General features: G+C 64.8%; 22 protein-coding genes and 3 tRNA genes. 23 read left to right on the forward strand and 2 right to left on the reverse strand.

The window, feature by feature from the left end; genetic code table 11:
* Positions 1–46: 46 nt before the first annotated feature.
* Positions 47–613, reverse strand: a complete 567-nt coding sequence (locus tag RXV79_RS16545) for a hypothetical protein (RefSeq protein ID WP_316699020.1) — start codon at positions 611–613, stop codon at positions 47–49.
* A complete protein-coding gene (locus RXV79_RS16550; RefSeq protein WP_316699022.1) occupies positions 610–951 on the reverse strand; it encodes a hypothetical protein in 342 nt (113 codons plus the stop codon). Before RXV79_RS16550 ends, RXV79_RS16545 begins: the two co-directional genes overlap by 4 nt.
* Positions 952–1,092: 141 nt before the next feature.
* On the opposite strand from RXV79_RS16550, the gene RXV79_RS16555 reads away from it, so the two are divergent.
* The 23 genes from RXV79_RS16555 (at position 1,093) to RXV79_RS16665 (ending at position 13,848) form a co-directional block, all read left to right on the forward strand.
* A complete protein-coding gene (locus tag RXV79_RS16555) occupies positions 1,093–1,530 on the forward strand; it encodes a helix-turn-helix transcriptional regulator (protein ID WP_316699023.1) in 438 nt (145 codons plus the stop codon).
* A 565-nt stretch (positions 1,531–2,095) separates the two neighbouring features.
* Positions 2,096–2,170: transfer RNA gene (locus RXV79_RS16560), tRNA-His, on the forward strand.
* A 592-nt stretch (positions 2,171–2,762) separates the two neighbouring features.
* Positions 2,763–2,831: transfer RNA gene (locus RXV79_RS16565), tRNA-His, on the forward strand.
* Between the two features lie 95 nt (positions 2,832–2,926).
* A tRNA-Arg gene (locus tag RXV79_RS16570) sits at positions 2,927–3,002 on the forward strand.
* A gap of 46 nt (positions 3,003–3,048) precedes the next feature.
* On the forward strand, positions 3,049–3,342 hold the full coding sequence (locus tag RXV79_RS16575; RefSeq protein WP_316699025.1) for a hypothetical protein: 294 nt from the start codon (positions 3,049–3,051) through the stop codon (positions 3,340–3,342).
* On the forward strand, positions 3,339–3,794 hold the full coding sequence (locus tag RXV79_RS16580; RefSeq protein WP_316699026.1) for a hypothetical protein: 456 nt from the start codon (positions 3,339–3,341) through the stop codon (positions 3,792–3,794). The genes RXV79_RS16575 and RXV79_RS16580 overlap by 4 nt, the downstream gene beginning before the upstream one ends.
* Complete coding sequence (locus tag RXV79_RS16585) at positions 3,791–4,201, forward strand: hypothetical protein (protein WP_316699027.1); 411 nt, start codon at positions 3,791–3,793, stop codon at positions 4,199–4,201. Before RXV79_RS16580 ends, RXV79_RS16585 begins: the two co-directional genes overlap by 4 nt.
* 20 nt (positions 4,202–4,221) lie before the next feature.
* Positions 4,222–4,614, forward strand: coding sequence for a winged helix-turn-helix domain-containing protein (locus RXV79_RS16590; protein ID WP_316699029.1), 393 nt, complete (start codon positions 4,222–4,224; stop codon positions 4,612–4,614).
* A 23-nt stretch (positions 4,615–4,637) separates the two neighbouring features.
* Entirely contained in the window at positions 4,638–5,534 is an 897-nt protein-coding gene (locus RXV79_RS16595; protein WP_316699030.1) for a recombination-associated protein RdgC, read from the forward strand.
* A 12-nt stretch (positions 5,535–5,546) separates the two neighbouring features.
* Positions 5,547–5,738 carry a hypothetical protein gene (locus RXV79_RS16600; RefSeq protein WP_316699031.1) on the forward strand — a complete coding sequence of 64 codons (192 nt, stop codon included), beginning with the start codon at positions 5,547–5,549 and terminating at the stop codon, positions 5,736–5,738.
* A gap of 8 nt (positions 5,739–5,746) precedes the next feature.
* Positions 5,747–6,562 carry an SPFH domain-containing protein gene (locus RXV79_RS16605; protein ID WP_316699033.1) on the forward strand — a complete coding sequence of 272 codons (816 nt, stop codon included), beginning with the start codon at positions 5,747–5,749 and terminating at the stop codon, positions 6,560–6,562.
* Positions 6,563–6,602: 40 nt separating this feature from the next.
* Complete coding sequence (locus RXV79_RS16610; RefSeq protein WP_316699035.1) at positions 6,603–7,400, forward strand: hypothetical protein; 798 nt, start codon at positions 6,603–6,605, stop codon at positions 7,398–7,400.
* Positions 7,397–7,690, forward strand: a complete 294-nt coding sequence (locus RXV79_RS16615) for a hypothetical protein (protein ID WP_316699037.1) — start codon at positions 7,397–7,399, stop codon at positions 7,688–7,690. The genes RXV79_RS16610 and RXV79_RS16615 overlap by 4 nt, the downstream gene beginning before the upstream one ends.
* A 7-nt stretch (positions 7,691–7,697) precedes the next feature.
* Positions 7,698–8,108 (forward strand): hypothetical protein, encoded by a 411-nt coding sequence (locus RXV79_RS16620; RefSeq protein ID WP_316699039.1) that lies wholly within the window; start codon positions 7,698–7,700, stop codon positions 8,106–8,108.
* Positions 8,105–8,680, forward strand: a complete 576-nt coding sequence (locus RXV79_RS16625; RefSeq protein ID WP_316699041.1) for a hypothetical protein — start codon at positions 8,105–8,107, stop codon at positions 8,678–8,680. The genes RXV79_RS16620 and RXV79_RS16625 overlap by 4 nt, the downstream gene beginning before the upstream one ends.
* A complete protein-coding gene (locus RXV79_RS16630; RefSeq protein WP_316699043.1) occupies positions 8,677–8,958 on the forward strand; it encodes a hypothetical protein in 282 nt (93 codons plus the stop codon). Before RXV79_RS16625 ends, RXV79_RS16630 begins: the two co-directional genes overlap by 4 nt.
* Complete coding sequence (locus tag RXV79_RS16635; RefSeq protein WP_316699044.1) at positions 8,955–9,191, forward strand: hypothetical protein; 237 nt, start codon at positions 8,955–8,957, stop codon at positions 9,189–9,191. The genes RXV79_RS16630 and RXV79_RS16635 overlap by 4 nt, the downstream gene beginning before the upstream one ends.
* A 68-nt stretch (positions 9,192–9,259) precedes the next feature.
* Positions 9,260–10,666 carry a hypothetical protein gene (locus RXV79_RS16640; protein WP_316699045.1) on the forward strand — a complete coding sequence of 469 codons (1,407 nt, stop codon included), beginning with the start codon at positions 9,260–9,262 and terminating at the stop codon, positions 10,664–10,666.
* Positions 10,663–11,634, forward strand: a complete 972-nt coding sequence (locus RXV79_RS16645) for a recombinase RecT (RefSeq protein ID WP_316699046.1) — start codon at positions 10,663–10,665, stop codon at positions 11,632–11,634. Before RXV79_RS16640 ends, RXV79_RS16645 begins: the two co-directional genes overlap by 4 nt.
* Positions 11,631–12,464: a lambda exonuclease family protein gene (locus tag RXV79_RS16650; RefSeq protein ID WP_316699048.1), complete on the forward strand. Its 834-nt coding sequence runs from the start codon at positions 11,631–11,633 to the stop codon at positions 12,462–12,464. The genes RXV79_RS16645 and RXV79_RS16650 overlap by 4 nt, the downstream gene beginning before the upstream one ends.
* Positions 12,461–12,697 carry a hypothetical protein gene (locus RXV79_RS16655; protein WP_316699050.1) on the forward strand — a complete coding sequence of 79 codons (237 nt, stop codon included), beginning with the start codon at positions 12,461–12,463 and terminating at the stop codon, positions 12,695–12,697. Before RXV79_RS16650 ends, RXV79_RS16655 begins: the two co-directional genes overlap by 4 nt.
* 39 nt (positions 12,698–12,736) lie before the next feature.
* Entirely contained in the window at positions 12,737–13,393 is a 657-nt protein-coding gene (gene ssb / locus RXV79_RS16660; RefSeq protein ID WP_413816618.1) for a single-stranded DNA-binding protein, read from the forward strand.
* Complete coding sequence (locus RXV79_RS16665; RefSeq protein ID WP_316699051.1) at positions 13,393–13,848, forward strand: HNH endonuclease signature motif containing protein; 456 nt, start codon at positions 13,393–13,395, stop codon at positions 13,846–13,848. The genes ssb and RXV79_RS16665 overlap by 1 nt, the downstream gene beginning before the upstream one ends.
* The last annotated feature ends 50 nt before the right edge of the window (positions 13,849–13,898 follow it).

Genomic DNA, 13,898 nt, shown 5'->3' on the forward strand with positions numbered 1-13,898 from the left:
GGATGCTGCCGCACTTAAAGTTCTGCAGCAAACAGTTTGTTTGTGTTCAGGCGAAAGAAATCGCCTGCGATCTGCCGGCCTCAGTGAGCGCCCAGATGCGCCCGCCTGAAGTGCCGTTGCCGCGCTTGCGGGGGCACGACCCGATCTGCGTGATCAAGCCCTTGCGCGCCAGGCCGGCGACGATGGGGCCGAAGGAGCGGTCGTCATGCGGAACATGGCCGCGGGCCTTGGCCATCGACACCAGATCCTCAGAGCTCAGCCCCTTGGAGCTCCATAGGCTCAGGTCGCGCAGCATGCAGGCGCGCACGGCGTCAGCGTTGAAGTCGTCGCCACTGGTGGCCTTGGCCAGACATGCGTCACCCTCGGCCTCGCCGACGGCTCGCGCTTCACTGGCGGCTCGCCGGCTCGTAGGCGGAGGCGTCCAGCCGAGGCGGATGAGCGCCTCGCGGACGACCGCATCGCGGGTCTCAAAGATCTGCCTGGTGTGCCGCTCGATGATTTTGCCGACAGGGTTGGGCTCCACGAATGGGCCACCCTCGAACTCGTCGATCGTGATTCGGCCACTCGCCAGGTCAACCTGCGGCTCGGCCCGATAGCTGAGGGTGTTGTTCATTCGGCCTTGCCCTTCGCAATCGGCACGACCTGCACCACCTTCCAGCCCTGCCTCTCCAGCATGGCCTTGAAGAGCTCGGCCGCGTCGTGGATGACGTAGGGCTTCTTGCTGGCGCGCACCGGCTTGTTGGTGCGCATGAAGGTGACCTCGTCGAACGGCTTGCCGTCGGTGCTGACGTACTTGGCGCGCGCCTCGGCCAGCTGCTCAGGGCTGAAGCCGACCACCTTCCAGCCCTTGTGGTAGCTGTCGGGCGTGGCCTTCGACTTCTTGGCGGCAACATGCCCACCACCGAGGGAGCCAGCAGCTATGGGCTGGCCGTGGATGTTGACGAACTGCATGGAGAAACTCCTGTCAGGAGGCGGGCTGTATAAAAAATCAGCCCCGCAGATGGGTGTGCAAAACAGATTCTATTTATCAAAAGGTTCATTTGCAAACAGTTTGTTTGTGGGCATACTGCATAGCACTAGGAGCTAACCCTGATGAAGATCAAAGACCAGATCCGATCCCGACGCGAGGCGTTGGGCATGACCATGAAGGAGCTTGCCGACCGCGTCGGCACGAGCGAGCAGGCCGTCCGGCAGTGGGAAACGCGAGGGTCCATCCCCCGGCAGAAGACGCTTCGGCTGGTCGAGCAGGCCCTCTCCTTCCAGATCGACTTCACCGAAGGCCTGGCCCCGCCGGGCGGCGGCAAGACCGCGGCCGCCTACATCGAGCAAAGCGACATCGACCTGGTGCTGATCATCGGTCGCCTCCCGCTGCATGCGAAAACCGTCATCGGCGAGATGGCCCGCATGCACCTGGAGGCAGTCGAGGCAGCCCGCGCCGCCGAGTCGAAGAATCCACCGGCGCCGCCGCCGCCCACGATTCAGGCATCCACGTCGCGACGCACTTCGGCGAAAAAAACCACAGCTCGCTGACGTAAACTTCTTGTGCAATCTCAAAGTTTCTGTACACTGCAGATTCCCGTGAGACGCACATGGGCCTCCTGACCGGTGAGCTGCAGTCGGAAAGCGTCGAGCAGATGACCACCCCGGGAAAGCAGCGGGGCATCGAACACCTGTAGAGCGAGAACGCGGGAGGCCGCCGGGCCTGACGATCCGAGCGGTAACGTGAAGCCAGCTGAGCACCACCTGAACCGACAGGGGCTGGGGAGGACGGAGTGTGAGGGGTTGGCTGTCACCCGCCCCGCCTGAAGCCGGCGCAAGCCGGGCCTTCAGGTTCGTCGACCTCTTTCGTGCCCACTGCAACAACGGCGCGGATAACCGGGGTCCAGCGCAGAGCGTCGACGAACCTGAGGGTTAGCTCAGTGGACAGCGCCGGTGGTGCACCGCCGGCGCTTGAGGCGAAGCGATGAGGTCTTGCACGACTGGAGCGACGGTTCCAGCGAGGCAAGGAGTAGTCGCCAAGCCAAGAGAGCAGCGGCCTAATAAGTCGTGCGTCGGTGGTTCGAATCCGCCACCCTCTACCAACGAGCGCTTCGGTGTGGCCGTCAGCAAGCGGTTAAGCCCCGGGAATGTGACTCCCGTATCGTGAGTTCGAATCTCACCGGCCACCCCAAAGCGTTTTACTCGGCAAGCGCCAGCACTATGCATGGCCGGTGCTTAGCCACAGCTGCCGGTCGGTCTGACCTGGCGCTTGCCGAGTGGGGCGGTTACTGGTTTCCGTGCGACTCATGAACGCAGATGAAACCAGCGGAGATGGCGGACGACAAGCGGCCCGTCCAGGTGAAACGCCTGGCCCATCAGGTGTGCCGGTTCGACTCCGGCTCGCTCGCCTAGACTGTGGAGATAACTTTCCGGTAGCCACTCCGGCGAGTGAGCAAGGGGCGTGGAGTGCCAGCGCAAGCAGGCACACCTGATGGTAAGACAGGCGAAAGCATCACCGCGTGGCCCGTGCGGTGGAAGTCCTGCGGCGATGGTCAACGGTAGCGCCGCCATCAACTATCACGGCTGCCGACCTGGGGTCATGCCCGGCGCTCGAGGAGCATGCAAGCGAAGCCGCATGTGGTCGGCAGCCGTGATGGGAAGTGGCCTGGTGCATAGTGCCAGTGGACCCTCGCCTTACCTGCCTCTAACGCTCGCCGCTGTCGCACCAGCTGAGCGCCACGGGTGACGCTGGCGATGGAGGTTGCTGGAGGTATTGGCTGGCCGCCTTAGCTCAGCGGTAGAGCGCGAGGTTGTGCAACCTCGAGGTGCGCTGGTTCGACTCCAGCGAGGCCCCGTCTTCATCTTTGGGCCGCAAGCGCGTAAGTCGTCCGAGGGATCGGCCGCGTCGAAAACGTAGGGGGTGAGAGGCCTCCAGGCCACGCCACCAGCGCCGGTAGCTCAGCGGACAGAGCGCCGATTTCCTAGGTCGAGGGTCTCAGGTTCGAATCCTGATCGGCGCGCCATAAAGTTTCTGTTGACACACCAACTTTTTGTTTGCATGATGCTCGCATGCAGAGCGTCACCTCACACCTCGCCTCTACCGCAAGGGCCTTGGCCAGGCTGGCCGCCGACGGCGTGCGCATTGTGCGCGCCAGGCGGACCAAGTTCCGCGCCGCCCTCGCCCACAACCGCGTGCACACGTTTCGTCACGTCGAGCAGCCGAGCTGGATGTGCCCGAAGTGCAACCGTGTCCACAACTCGCTGGGGCGCGAGCCCTTCATCGGGCCCATCTACCCGGCATGCTGCGGCTTCAAAGCTGGCAGCCGCCTCGAGAGCCACTACGCCACGGGGTCGCGCCGATGAGGAAGCGCTGCAAACGCAAAGTTTGGTCGACGCACGGCACGCCCGTTACCTTCGGCCTACGCCGCGAGGAGTTGGCTGGGCCCAGCCTCATCGCGCGCCACTGCCTGGACGAGGTGCTGAAACACACTGGCACGCCGGATCACGTCGCCGCGATCGGCTCGGTCGCAAAGTATTGCGTCGCCATCGTGGAGCGCCTGATCAAGGATGACAGCATCCCCGCCGAGCAACACGGGCCGGCGCGCGCTGTGGCGGCTGACGGCGCAGAGGCCATCGCTGCCGTGCAGGCGCGCTACACCCGCGAAGGCAAGGTCGGATGCAGCGGCGAGGAGCGGCAGCAGCTGGCCGCGCTGCTGGATCTCAACGACGAGATCGACAAGGTGGCGACGCGGCGCCAGAGCCGCGACGTCGTGCGCCAGGTCATGGGCGATCTGCTCGCTGGTGGCGCGTCATGAGCGCGAACAAGATCAACGCCATCTCGGCCGCGCTGCGCAAGCTCATCGTCGCCTCCGGCGAGCGTGGCGTGTCGGCTGCGGAGGTCACTGGCCACACGGCCCAGATGATCCAGAAGGCCTCGGCAAAGCTGCTCGACGAAGGGGTCGTGTTTCGCGGGCGCCTCGGTCACCGCACCGTGCGCTTCTTTGCGAAGCAGGAGTGGGCCACGGCCTACGAGACCACAAAGCAGACCGCCGCCACCAAGGCTCTCTCTCGCGCCAAAGCTCGCGCGCCCTGGCCGGCTGACGCCCCGATCCATTACCCGAAGGACGAGCGCGGCAATCCCCTCTACAAGCACACGGTCGTGCCGGCGCCCGAGCGCGACCCGCACATGCCAATCCGCACGGTGAACTACCAGCCATGGTGACAAAGCGAAGCGCATACGGCGTGACCGTCAGCAAGATCATCTCCGCCCTGGAAAGGTGTGGGCAGATGAGCCAGGCAGAGCTCCGCAAGGAGACGGGCCTGGGGCAGAACTCCGTGAACTCGACGATCGGCCGCCTTCATTCGTACAACTGGCGAGACGACGTCGAGTACAGCGTGCACATCGCCGATTGGACGCATGAGGCCGAGGGCACCGATCGAAAGTATCCGCGCGCCGTCTACAAGCTCGGCCACGGCATTGACAAGCCGAAGCCCAAGCCGCCCAGCAAGCAGCAGGTGTGGCGCGACTGGCGCGCTCGGCAGAAGGCCAAGGCGGCATCGGTGTTCGTGGCCGGCATTGGCCACCGCCGTCGCGCCTCGACCATGAAGGCAGGTGCGGAAGCCGCTTCCGCCTGAAAACACCCACCCACAGGAGCAACATGTTCAAGAATCTTCTCGTCTACGCGCTGCGCTGGGATCGCAGCATCACCGCCGAGCACGCCGAGCGCGCCGCCTCTGCTGCCTTCGTGCCGTGCACCCCCACCCAGCAGGAGTCCGCTGGCTGGGTGCCGCCGCGCGGCGAGAAGCACGGCGAGTTCATCGAGTGGATCGATGGCCAGGCCATCATGAAGCTGTGCATCGAGAAGCGCAGCGTGCCCTCGGCCGCTGTGAAGGAGGAGCTCGAGAAGCGCCTCGACAAGATCGAGGCCGACACCGGTCGCCGCCCGAAGGGCAAGAAGGCGAAGGAGATCAAAGAGGAGGTGGTGCACGAGCTGCTGCCCCGCGCCTTTGCGAAGCGCTCCAACGTGCCGGTGTGGATCAACCAGCGCGCGGGCCTGGTGATGATCGGCGCCGGCAGCACGGTTGCGGCCGACCGTGTCGCCTCGATGCTCGTCGACTTGCTGGGCGGCGCCATCCTGACGCTGCTGCAGACTGATATTGCGCCGGCGACTGCCATGTCCATCTGGCTGAAGACGCAGACGGCCCCGCCCTTCTTCAGCATCGACCGCGAGTGCGAGCTCAGGCAGCCGGACGGCGAGAAGTCCGTAGTCCGCTACAACCGCCACACGCTCGACATCGAAGAGGTGCGCGAGCACATCGAGCAGGGCAAGTTGCCCACCCAGGTTGCGATGACCTGGAACGGCCGCGCGTCGTTCGTGCTCACCGAGGCCGGCGCGCTGAAGAAGATCCAGCTGCTCGACGTTGCGCTCGAGGGCAAGGGTGACGACACCACCGGCTTCGATGCCGACGTTGCCATCTTTACCGGCGAGTTCAAGCAGCTGCTGGTGGATCTGATCGACGCACTGGGCGGCCTGCTCCAGCCCGCCGCAGCATAAGAACAGGAAGCCATGAAGCACCTTCTGATCCTGCTCGCCATCATCTTCATCTGCTACTTCGTCTGGCAGATCACGAGCCCCAAGAAGCGCCGCAAAGGCCTTCGCCTCATCACTCGCCATGCCATCCGGCTTGGCGCTTTGATCGTCGTCGCACTGGTGTTGTTTGCCATCGCGTACTACGCCCCATCCACTTCCATCATCTGAGGATAGACATGAGAACCCGCACCCTCCTCCTGGCCGCATTCGCGGCGCTGCTTGGCGCATGCACGCAGATCGACACCGGCAACGTCGGCGTCGAGTCATCGCTTGGCCAGGTCAAAGAGCAAACACTCCCGCCCGGCATGTACGGCACCGTCTTCAAGACCGTGACCGAGGTCTGCGCCAAAGAGCTGCCGCTCTCGATCTCCGACCTGCGCCCGCAGACCAGCGACAAGATCACGCTGTCCGACCTGGACATCGACGTGTACGTGCAGATCGACGCGGCCAAGGCGGCTGTCATCGCCACCAAGTGGGCCGGCGACCGCACCGACGTTGCTGAAGGTGGCTGCGTCGCGCTGGGCATGAACTATGTGACCCGCCAAGCGCGAGAAGCGGTCTACGACGTTGCATCGAAGTTCGGTTCGGCGACCATCCACACCGAGCGCACCAAGATCGCGGCCGATACCGTGAAGGCTCTGCAGGCTAGCCTCGACAACGAGGCTGGCAAGGGCATGTTCTTCGTTCGAAGCGCGAACATCCGAAACCTTGTGACCGACCCAGCCCTGGAGAAGAACATCAAGGACGCGGCCAACGCTCAGTTCCAGCTGCAGGCCGAGCGCAATCAACTCGAGGTCACCAAGGTGACTGCCGAGCGCCAGCGCGTGGCCGCACAGGGTGAGGCGGACGCAATTCGCATCAAGGCCGAAGCCGTGTCGAAGAACGGCGGCGCCGAGTATGTCCAGCTGAAGTGGATCGAGAAGTGGAACGGCCAGCAGCCGACCACGCAGCTCGGCGCCGGCGCCACCCCGATGGTGCACGTCGGCAAGTGATGCATGCGGGCGCGACGCCCGCTTAACGATCAGGAACCACATGGACATCAAGATTGAGGACATCACGCCCTCGAAGGCCGAGGCGTGGCTGAACCAGAACAAGTCGAACCGCAAGATGCGGGACGGCGTCGCCGAGAAGTACGCCGACGACATGAAGAACGGCCGCTGGACAAACTGCCCGGAGCCGATCTCCTTCTACGTCGACGGCGACCTGGCTGACGGGCAGCACCGCCTGTGGGCCATCCTCGAGAGCGGAACCACGCAGCGCATGCCGGTGGCCCGCGGCCTCGAGCGCGAGGATGGCCTCAACTTGAACACCGGGCTGGGCCGCTCGTTGATCGACAACGCCCGCATCAGCGGCGTCGACACGGGCATCTCTGCGGCGATGATCAGCGCGGCGCGCGCCATCGCTGACGGCGCCGCGCCTGTCGGCTCGCGCTCGAACGCCGCGAAGCTGGCCGTCGTCGAGGAGCACCGCGAGGCCGCAACGTGGGCGTCGTCGAACGTGAAGCGCGTGAAGCTGCTCAGCAATTCGGTCGTGCTTGGGGCAGTCGGCCGCGCCTGGTATCACGAGGCCGACAAGGACAAGCTGCGCCGCTTCTGCGACGTGCTCGGCTCCGGCTTCTCTGATGGCGCGAGCGAGTCGGCAGCCATCGCGATCCGCAACTACATCCTCGCGAAGGGCGCGCAGGCGTCGAGCAGCGCGCTGTGGCGCGACTCGTTCCTCAAGGTGCAGAACGCGATCCACTACTTCATGCAGGGCAAGAAGCTGTCGGTCATCAAGGGTGTGGCGGACGAGGCCTACCCGCTGAAGGCAAGGCGCCGTCGATCAGCATGAGTGCTGCGAAGCGCGTTCGCATCCCGACGGCGAAGCCGGGCGAGCTGCTCGTTTGCTACGGCAGGCCCGCCCGCGGCGAAGACCCCGACGTCTGCATCTGCTGGGGCGAAGGGGTCAGCAAGCGCGACGGCAACCTGGCGCACTACCACCTTGCCACTGAGCGGCCGCACTTCGGCAAGCCACAGGTCAGCCCCAGCTTCATCGAGGAGCTGCACGCCCGCGGCTACGACATCACCACGCTGAAGCTGAGCGTGCGCAAGAGGCAACCACCGCCAGACCAAACCCTATAGGCATCACATGAGCAAGATCGAACAGAAGCCGACCATCGCCGTCGAGTGCACGTTGCGCCTCACCGAGAGTGAGATGCGTGCGCTCGAGGCGATCTCTGGCTACAGCCACCAGGCCGTTCTCAACTGCCTGCTGCAGCACCTGGGGAAAGCCTACCTTGGCCCATATGGCGATGGCCTCCTCTCGCTCCTCGCTTCGGTGCGCGAACTGGTGCCGCCGATCTTGCGTCGCGCGGATGAGGCGCGCGCCACCTTCAATGGCACCGCAGACATCAGGCTGGCCGCGGACCTGCTCGTGAAGCAGGCCGAACGCCAGGGGAAGGTGCTCACGATCGAGCAGCGCCCTCGCCTCCCGCTCGCCATGGGCAACTACGACACCGTCGCCAGCGTGCGACCCGCAAGAGAGCAAGCCTCGACATGACCAATCCAACGAAAGAGCTGGCCCGCGCCATCCTCATGAACGCACAGGCCTTCGAGTGGTCGCTGCAGGGCATGGGCATGCTGCGCCTCCACATGGGCAACAACACCAGGCTGCACATCTGGAACGACGACTTCGCCGCGCCAGGCGTCAGCATGATCCACGACCACCTGCAGTGGGGACTCGAATCGACCATCGTCGCCGGACGCCTGGCGAACCTGCGCTACGCGCGGCACGCCACCGAGGTGATGGGCTCCAGGCCATTCATGATGGCAGTGCTCAAGCCGGGCTATGGCTGCTACTTCAAGGCCGAGCCGGCGCAAGTCTTTCTGCGCCCGAAGACGCCGGAGTGGTACGGCCCAGGCGACACCTACCGGCAGGAACCAGACGAGATCCACGAGACCAGCGCTTCGAATGGCACCGTCACGGTGATGCACAAGACACCCACCAATGACGAGTCAGCGTGCGTCTTCTGGCCCGTCGGCAGCGAGTGGGGTAGCGCTGAGCCGCGGCCCGCTAAGCCTGGCGAGGTCGAGGCGATCGTGAAGCACTCGCTTGAGCGGTGGTTCAAATGAGCGGTGGCATTCATGTGATGGTCTCAAGCCACCAGGGCGGCAGCCTGTTCTCGGCCGAGATGGAGGCCGTACCCCGCGTTGGTGAGTTCATCAGCTACAGCCACGAGGCGCACGACCCCGAGAAGTGGAACGAGGACTCGCTGAGTCACAGCAGGCAGCTCAATGGCTGGCGATGGCGAGTGGTGGAGGTGCACCACTCGACCAGGCGCATGAGCGTGATGAACGCCACAACGACGATTCACCTCGTGGTCGAAGCAGTCAAAGGCCGCAAGAAATGAGCTTTGCCGAAGTGATCCGCGTCTACCTCCCCTGGCTGCTATCGGGCATCACCATCTGGATGAACGTGCTCGCCGGCAACATGCACCCGCGCGCGTGGGTGGTGGGCTTGGTGGGCCAGGCGCTCTGGACGGTCTGGACAATCGCCGACCAGGCCTGGGGCCTGCTGCCGCTCAATGCCGCGCTCTGGGTCGTCTATGCCCGCAACCACCTCAAATGGCGGGGTCATCGCTGACAACACAAACTTTCTGTTGACACGATAAGTTTTTGTACCTAGGATGGAGTCTCACTTCAGGAGATTCCATGACCACCGACACGCAAGAAGCGCCATCCGGCGCGCCCGAGGTTGCCGACGAACTCGTCGACGCCGCACCCAAGTCGAACGCCGTCGCGCTGTTCGACCCGCTGCAGAAGATCAAGGCCGGCCTCGACCAGCTGAAGGCCGACCACGAGGCGGCCGACTGGGACATCGAGACCACCGCTGGCGACGATGCAGCCCGCAAGTTCCGCAAGCGCTGCGTGAGCATCCGCGCCTCGGCCGACGCGGTCTATGAGCAGTGCAACCAGCCACTGCTCAAAGCCCAGCGAGATGCCCGCGCGCTCCGCGACGAGATCAAGGCATTCGTCGAGCCGATCGAGCTTGCCTGGGACGCCAAGATCGTCGCCAAAGAGCAGCGCAAGGCCGCCGAGAAGAAGGCTCGCGAAGAGGCCGAGGTCGCTCGTGTGAAGGCCATTCGCGCCACGATCGCGTCGTTCGGCGAGTTGGTCGTCTCGGTGGCCGCCGCGTCCGCCAGCAAGGTGTCCGATGCGCTGGACAGCATCGTCGGCCGTCAGATCGCCGAAGAAGAGTTCGCCGAGTTCATCGACGAGGCGGTCGCTTCGTGGACGAAGGCGGTGCGCGACCTGCAGTCGCTGCTTCAGGCGGCGGAAGAGCGCGAAGCCGAAGCTCGCCGCCTCGAAGAGCAGCGCGAGCAGCTGCGCCTCGCCGAGGAAGCCGCCGAGCGCGAGCGCCAGGCTGCCGCGAAGCGCGCCACGGAACGCTCGCACATGCTGGGCTTGATCACCATGGCCGCGGTATCGGCGGTCGGCAAGTCTTCAGAGCACATCTCCGCCGCCATCACCGGCCTCGAGCAGTACAGGCCAGTGACCGACGCCTTTGCCGACGCTGACGTGTCCGACGCGCTCGAGCGGACCATCTCGCAGCTGGAAGCGATGCGGCAGTCCACCGCCGAAAGCGAGCGCCTGCGCGCCGAGTACAACGAGCGCGTCCGCCGCCAGAACGAAGAGGCGGCCGAGCAGTTCAAGAAGCTGCAGAAACAGAAGGACGACCAGGCAGCCGAGGCGGTGGAACTCAAGCGCCAACAGGACGCATTCGAAGCTGAGCGCCTCGCTGCAATCGAGCAGGCTAACGCTCAGAAGGCCGAGGTCAAGGAGGGCGCCGCGGCCGAGCTGGACGCGCTCGAAGCCGCGGCGCCGGCGCCCGAGCCCGAGGCGCCCGCCGCCCAAGTGGATGCGGCAAACGAGCCCGCGGCCGAGCCGCTGGTCGAGCAGCCGCCCCCGGCCGACGACCAGCCCGCCGTTGCGCCAGCGCGCCGCCCGGCCGAAGCGCAGATCGTGGCCGTGCTGGCCAACGCATTCAATGCCACCGAGGAAGACGTGATCACCTGGATCGCGACCTTCAACATCGCCTACAAGGAGATCGCAGCATGAGCCTCGAACTTGTCGTCAACGACATCTACAACGCGCGCGAAAGTTTCGACGCGGCCATTGCGCCCGGCCTGAGCATCAACTTCGAGTCCGAGGCTTCCTTCGCGGTACAGATCGTGACCGCGAACGAGTACCTGCTCAAGGTCGCGAAGAACGCCCGGCAGTCGATGCACAACGCCATCGTCAACGTGGCGGCGATCGGCCTCACCCTGAATCCCGCCAAGAAGCAGGCTTACCTGGTGCCGCGCAAGGTCGGCAAGCAAGGCGTTGTCGTGTGCCTCGACGTGGGTTGGGGTGGCCTGATCGATCTGGCTGTCGAGGCCGGCGCCATCATGTGGGCCAAGGCGCACGAGGTCTACGCGAACGACGAGTTCCAGCGCACCAACGATGGCACGCCGCCTCACCACAAGTTCAAGGAGTTCACCGACCGCGGCGACCTCGTGGCCATCTACGTCGTCAGCAAGCTCCCGAACGGGGACTTCCTGACCGAGGTCATGACCGTCGGCGAGATCAACGACATCCGCGACCGCAGCGAGGCGTTCAAGGCCTACCAGGAAAACAAGATCTCGAAGACGCCATGGGTGGACGACTGGCTCGAGATGGCCAAGAAGACGGTCGTGCGTCGCGCCAGCAAGTGGTGGCGCGGCCGCGGCAACACCGCCCGCCTGGAGCGCGCGATCCACATGCTCGACACCCAGGGTGACGGCATGGCACACCCGCTGGAGAACGTGCCGGTCGGCGATGAGCCGGAAGAGAGGTTCGACTCCGAGTACTGGATCAAGCGCGTCAAGGCGGCCACGACCGACGAGGCGGTGATGCGCGTGTACCACGAGGGCGTCGCGCTGATCACCAAGCTGCGCGACATGGCCAACGGCGCCATCTTCAAGCGCGCCGTGGTCGACCGCCGCAAGCAACTGGCCGCCAAGGACGGCGCCGAAGACGCAACCTACACCAACCGGAAGGCAGCATGAACACCGCACCAATTTTCATCGCCTGCGAGCAGGGCACCGACGAGTGGCACCAGGCACGCTGCGGCGTGCCCACCGCCAGCGTATTCGCCGAGGCGCTCTCGCTGGTCGGCACGCTCGACGAGAAGCAGCAGAAGTACGTCGACGCGATGCTCGCCGGCAAGCCTGAGCCGGAGGCCCTGGCCCTCGCCGGCTACAAGGCCAAGCCCACCTCCGAGACCGTGAAGAAGGCCCTGGCCGGCCTGCCGGTCGGCGAGCCCAGCGAGGCTTCGAACAAGCTCGCGATTAAGTACGCCATCGAGCGCATCAGCGGCAAGCCCTACGGCAACACGCAGGGCAGCTTCTTCGCGACTGAGCGCGGCCACGAGGGCGAGTTCTTCGCGCGCATGAAGTACGAGGAACGCAACAAGCTGATGGTGGACGAGGCGGGCCTTGTGCTCACCTACGACCGCATGTTCGGCTACAGCACCGACGGCTTCGTTGGCGACGACGGGATGATCGAGGTGAAGACGCCGCTCGACACCATCAAGATCCTGCGGATCATCCAGACCGGCGACATCAGCGAGTACATGCACCAGATGCAGGGCGGCCTGTGGATCACCGGCCGCAAGTGGTGCGACTTCCTGATGGCCATCCCCGACCTGGCCGCGCTCAACAACGGCAACGATCTCTACGTGAAGCGCGTGTATCGCGACGAGGAGTTCATCGACAAGATGGCACTCGACCTGCTCGCCTTCAACAACCGCGTCGAGCGCTTCAAGGCCATCCTGAGCGCGCCGTTCAACAAGGCCGCGAACGACGAGGCCGCCAGCCAGGAGCTCGCTGCAGCATGACCAACGCGAAGAAGGCGAAGGCTCTGCGCCGACTGGCACGAGAAGAGCTGGCCGGCGAGAAGCACATCGACCGCGAGCTCGTGGTCAAGAGCGAGACCGTGCGCCGCAACGAGAGCGGCAAGGTGGTCGCGGTGATGGTCACCTCGGTCAACGACCCGTTCAGCACCCGCGGCCTCTACCGTGGGCTCAAGAAATCCCTGGCGGAATCCGTCAAGGCCAAACCGCAGCGCTGAGCTGCACCATCCCAAACCACCACGAAAGACTAGATAGACATGGCATCCGTAAACAAGACGATCACCATCGGCAACCTCGGCAAAGACCCCGAGGTTCGCTACATGCCCAACGGTGACGCCACCTGCACCATCAGCCTAGCTACCACGCGCAAGTGGAAGGACAAGAGCAGCGGGGAAATGGTCGAAGAGACCGAGTGGCACCGCGTGGTGTTCTTCGGCCGCATGGCGGAGATCGTCGGCGAGTACACGAAGAAGGGCCACCCGCTCTACGTCGAGGGCCGCCTGAAGACCCGCAAGTGGACCGACAAGGACGGCGTCGAGAAGTACACCACCGAGATCATCGGCGAGAACATCCAGCTGCTGGGCAGCCGCGAGCGCAGCGAAGGCGGCGGCCAGGGCGATGACGGCGGCGCTCCGCGCGGCCGCAGCCAGGGTGGCGCGCCGGCTTCGCGCGGCGGCCAGCAGGGCGGCCAGCAGGGCGGCGGCAACGGCGGCGGGTATGGCTCGCATCGCGGCGGCGGCCAGCAGCGCCAGCAACCGAAGTCGAACACCGGCTTCGATGACATGGACGACGACATCCCGTTCGCCTTCAACATGACGGAGATGCGCGACACCGCTGGCACATCGAAGGCGCTTCTGCGCACCAAGTATGGCCGCGGCCTGTCGGTTCTCCAGGCGAATCGCACGGAGTTCTGATGGATCCTGTTCAGGCGGAAGAGTGGTGTCGAGTGCCCAGCGTTCCGGCGCTGATGGTGTCGAGTGCCGGCCGCATCATGGTTGCGCCCTACCTGGCGCCTATGCCCAAAGGCGGGGTCCGCTCGTACGGCGGCTTCGCCGGGCATGGCCAGTGGGACGGCGAGAGGCTTATCTACGTGCACAAGGGCAAAACGTACAAGGTGCACCGCTTGGTGTGCGAGGCGTTCCACGGCCCCGCCCCCGTACTGCCGCCCGGCGAGACTGGGCGCATTGTCTGCATGCACCTCGACGAAAACTCGCGCAACAACCGTGCGAGCAATCTGTCGTGGGGCACGCAGAAGGAAAACCTGAATGCACCCGGCTTCTTGGCGTACTGCGCTACCAGGACCGCAGCCAACAACCCACGCGTGAAGGGCTTGGCCGCGAAGGCGAACGGCCAATATTTTTTCGCCTGAACACAAACTTTCTGTTCTAATTCCATCACTTTGTTTGCAACCCACCAGGA

It is taken from the genome of Piscinibacter gummiphilus, assembly GCF_032681285.1.
Classification (GTDB): domain Bacteria; phylum Pseudomonadota; class Gammaproteobacteria; order Burkholderiales; family Burkholderiaceae_C; genus Rhizobacter; species Rhizobacter gummiphilus_A.

Bases quoted from the DNA above. Each gene is read 5' to 3' on its own strand.
- RXV79_RS16545 (WP_316699020.1), bottom strand. From the start codon at position 613: ATGAACAACACCCTCAGCTATCGGGCCGAGCCGCAGGTTGACCTGGCG.
- RXV79_RS16550 (WP_316699022.1), bottom strand. From the start codon at position 951: ATGCAGTTCGTCAACATCCACGGCCAGCCCATAGCTGCTGGCTCCCTC.
- RXV79_RS16555 (WP_316699023.1), top strand. From the start codon at position 1,093: ATGAAGATCAAAGACCAGATCCGATCCCGACGCGAGGCGTTGGGCATG.
- RXV79_RS16575 (WP_316699025.1), top strand. From the start codon at position 3,049: ATGCAGAGCGTCACCTCACACCTCGCCTCTACCGCAAGGGCCTTGGCC.
- RXV79_RS16580 (WP_316699026.1), top strand. From the start codon at position 3,339: ATGAGGAAGCGCTGCAAACGCAAAGTTTGGTCGACGCACGGCACGCCC.
- RXV79_RS16585 (WP_316699027.1), top strand. From the start codon at position 3,791: ATGAGCGCGAACAAGATCAACGCCATCTCGGCCGCGCTGCGCAAGCTC.
- RXV79_RS16595 (WP_316699030.1), top strand. From the start codon at position 4,638: ATGTTCAAGAATCTTCTCGTCTACGCGCTGCGCTGGGATCGCAGCATC.
- RXV79_RS16600 (WP_316699031.1), top strand. From the start codon at position 5,547: ATGAAGCACCTTCTGATCCTGCTCGCCATCATCTTCATCTGCTACTTC.
- RXV79_RS16605 (WP_316699033.1), top strand. From the start codon at position 5,747: ATGAGAACCCGCACCCTCCTCCTGGCCGCATTCGCGGCGCTGCTTGGC.
- RXV79_RS16610 (WP_316699035.1), top strand. From the start codon at position 6,603: ATGGACATCAAGATTGAGGACATCACGCCCTCGAAGGCCGAGGCGTGG.
- RXV79_RS16615 (WP_316699037.1), top strand. From the start codon at position 7,397: ATGAGTGCTGCGAAGCGCGTTCGCATCCCGACGGCGAAGCCGGGCGAG.
- RXV79_RS16620 (WP_316699039.1), top strand. From the start codon at position 7,698: ATGAGCAAGATCGAACAGAAGCCGACCATCGCCGTCGAGTGCACGTTG.
- RXV79_RS16625 (WP_316699041.1), top strand. From the start codon at position 8,105: ATGACCAATCCAACGAAAGAGCTGGCCCGCGCCATCCTCATGAACGCA.
- RXV79_RS16630 (WP_316699043.1), top strand. From the start codon at position 8,677: ATGAGCGGTGGCATTCATGTGATGGTCTCAAGCCACCAGGGCGGCAGC.
- RXV79_RS16635 (WP_316699044.1), top strand. From the start codon at position 8,955: ATGAGCTTTGCCGAAGTGATCCGCGTCTACCTCCCCTGGCTGCTATCG.
- RXV79_RS16640 (WP_316699045.1), top strand. From the start codon at position 9,260: ATGACCACCGACACGCAAGAAGCGCCATCCGGCGCGCCCGAGGTTGCC.
- RXV79_RS16645 (WP_316699046.1), top strand. From the start codon at position 10,663: ATGAGCCTCGAACTTGTCGTCAACGACATCTACAACGCGCGCGAAAGT.
- RXV79_RS16650 (WP_316699048.1), top strand. From the start codon at position 11,631: ATGAACACCGCACCAATTTTCATCGCCTGCGAGCAGGGCACCGACGAG.
- RXV79_RS16655 (WP_316699050.1), top strand. From the start codon at position 12,461: ATGACCAACGCGAAGAAGGCGAAGGCTCTGCGCCGACTGGCACGAGAA.
- ssb (WP_413816618.1), top strand. From the start codon at position 12,737: ATGGCATCCGTAAACAAGACGATCACCATCGGCAACCTCGGCAAAGAC.
- RXV79_RS16665 (WP_316699051.1), top strand. From the start codon at position 13,393: ATGGATCCTGTTCAGGCGGAAGAGTGGTGTCGAGTGCCCAGCGTTCCG.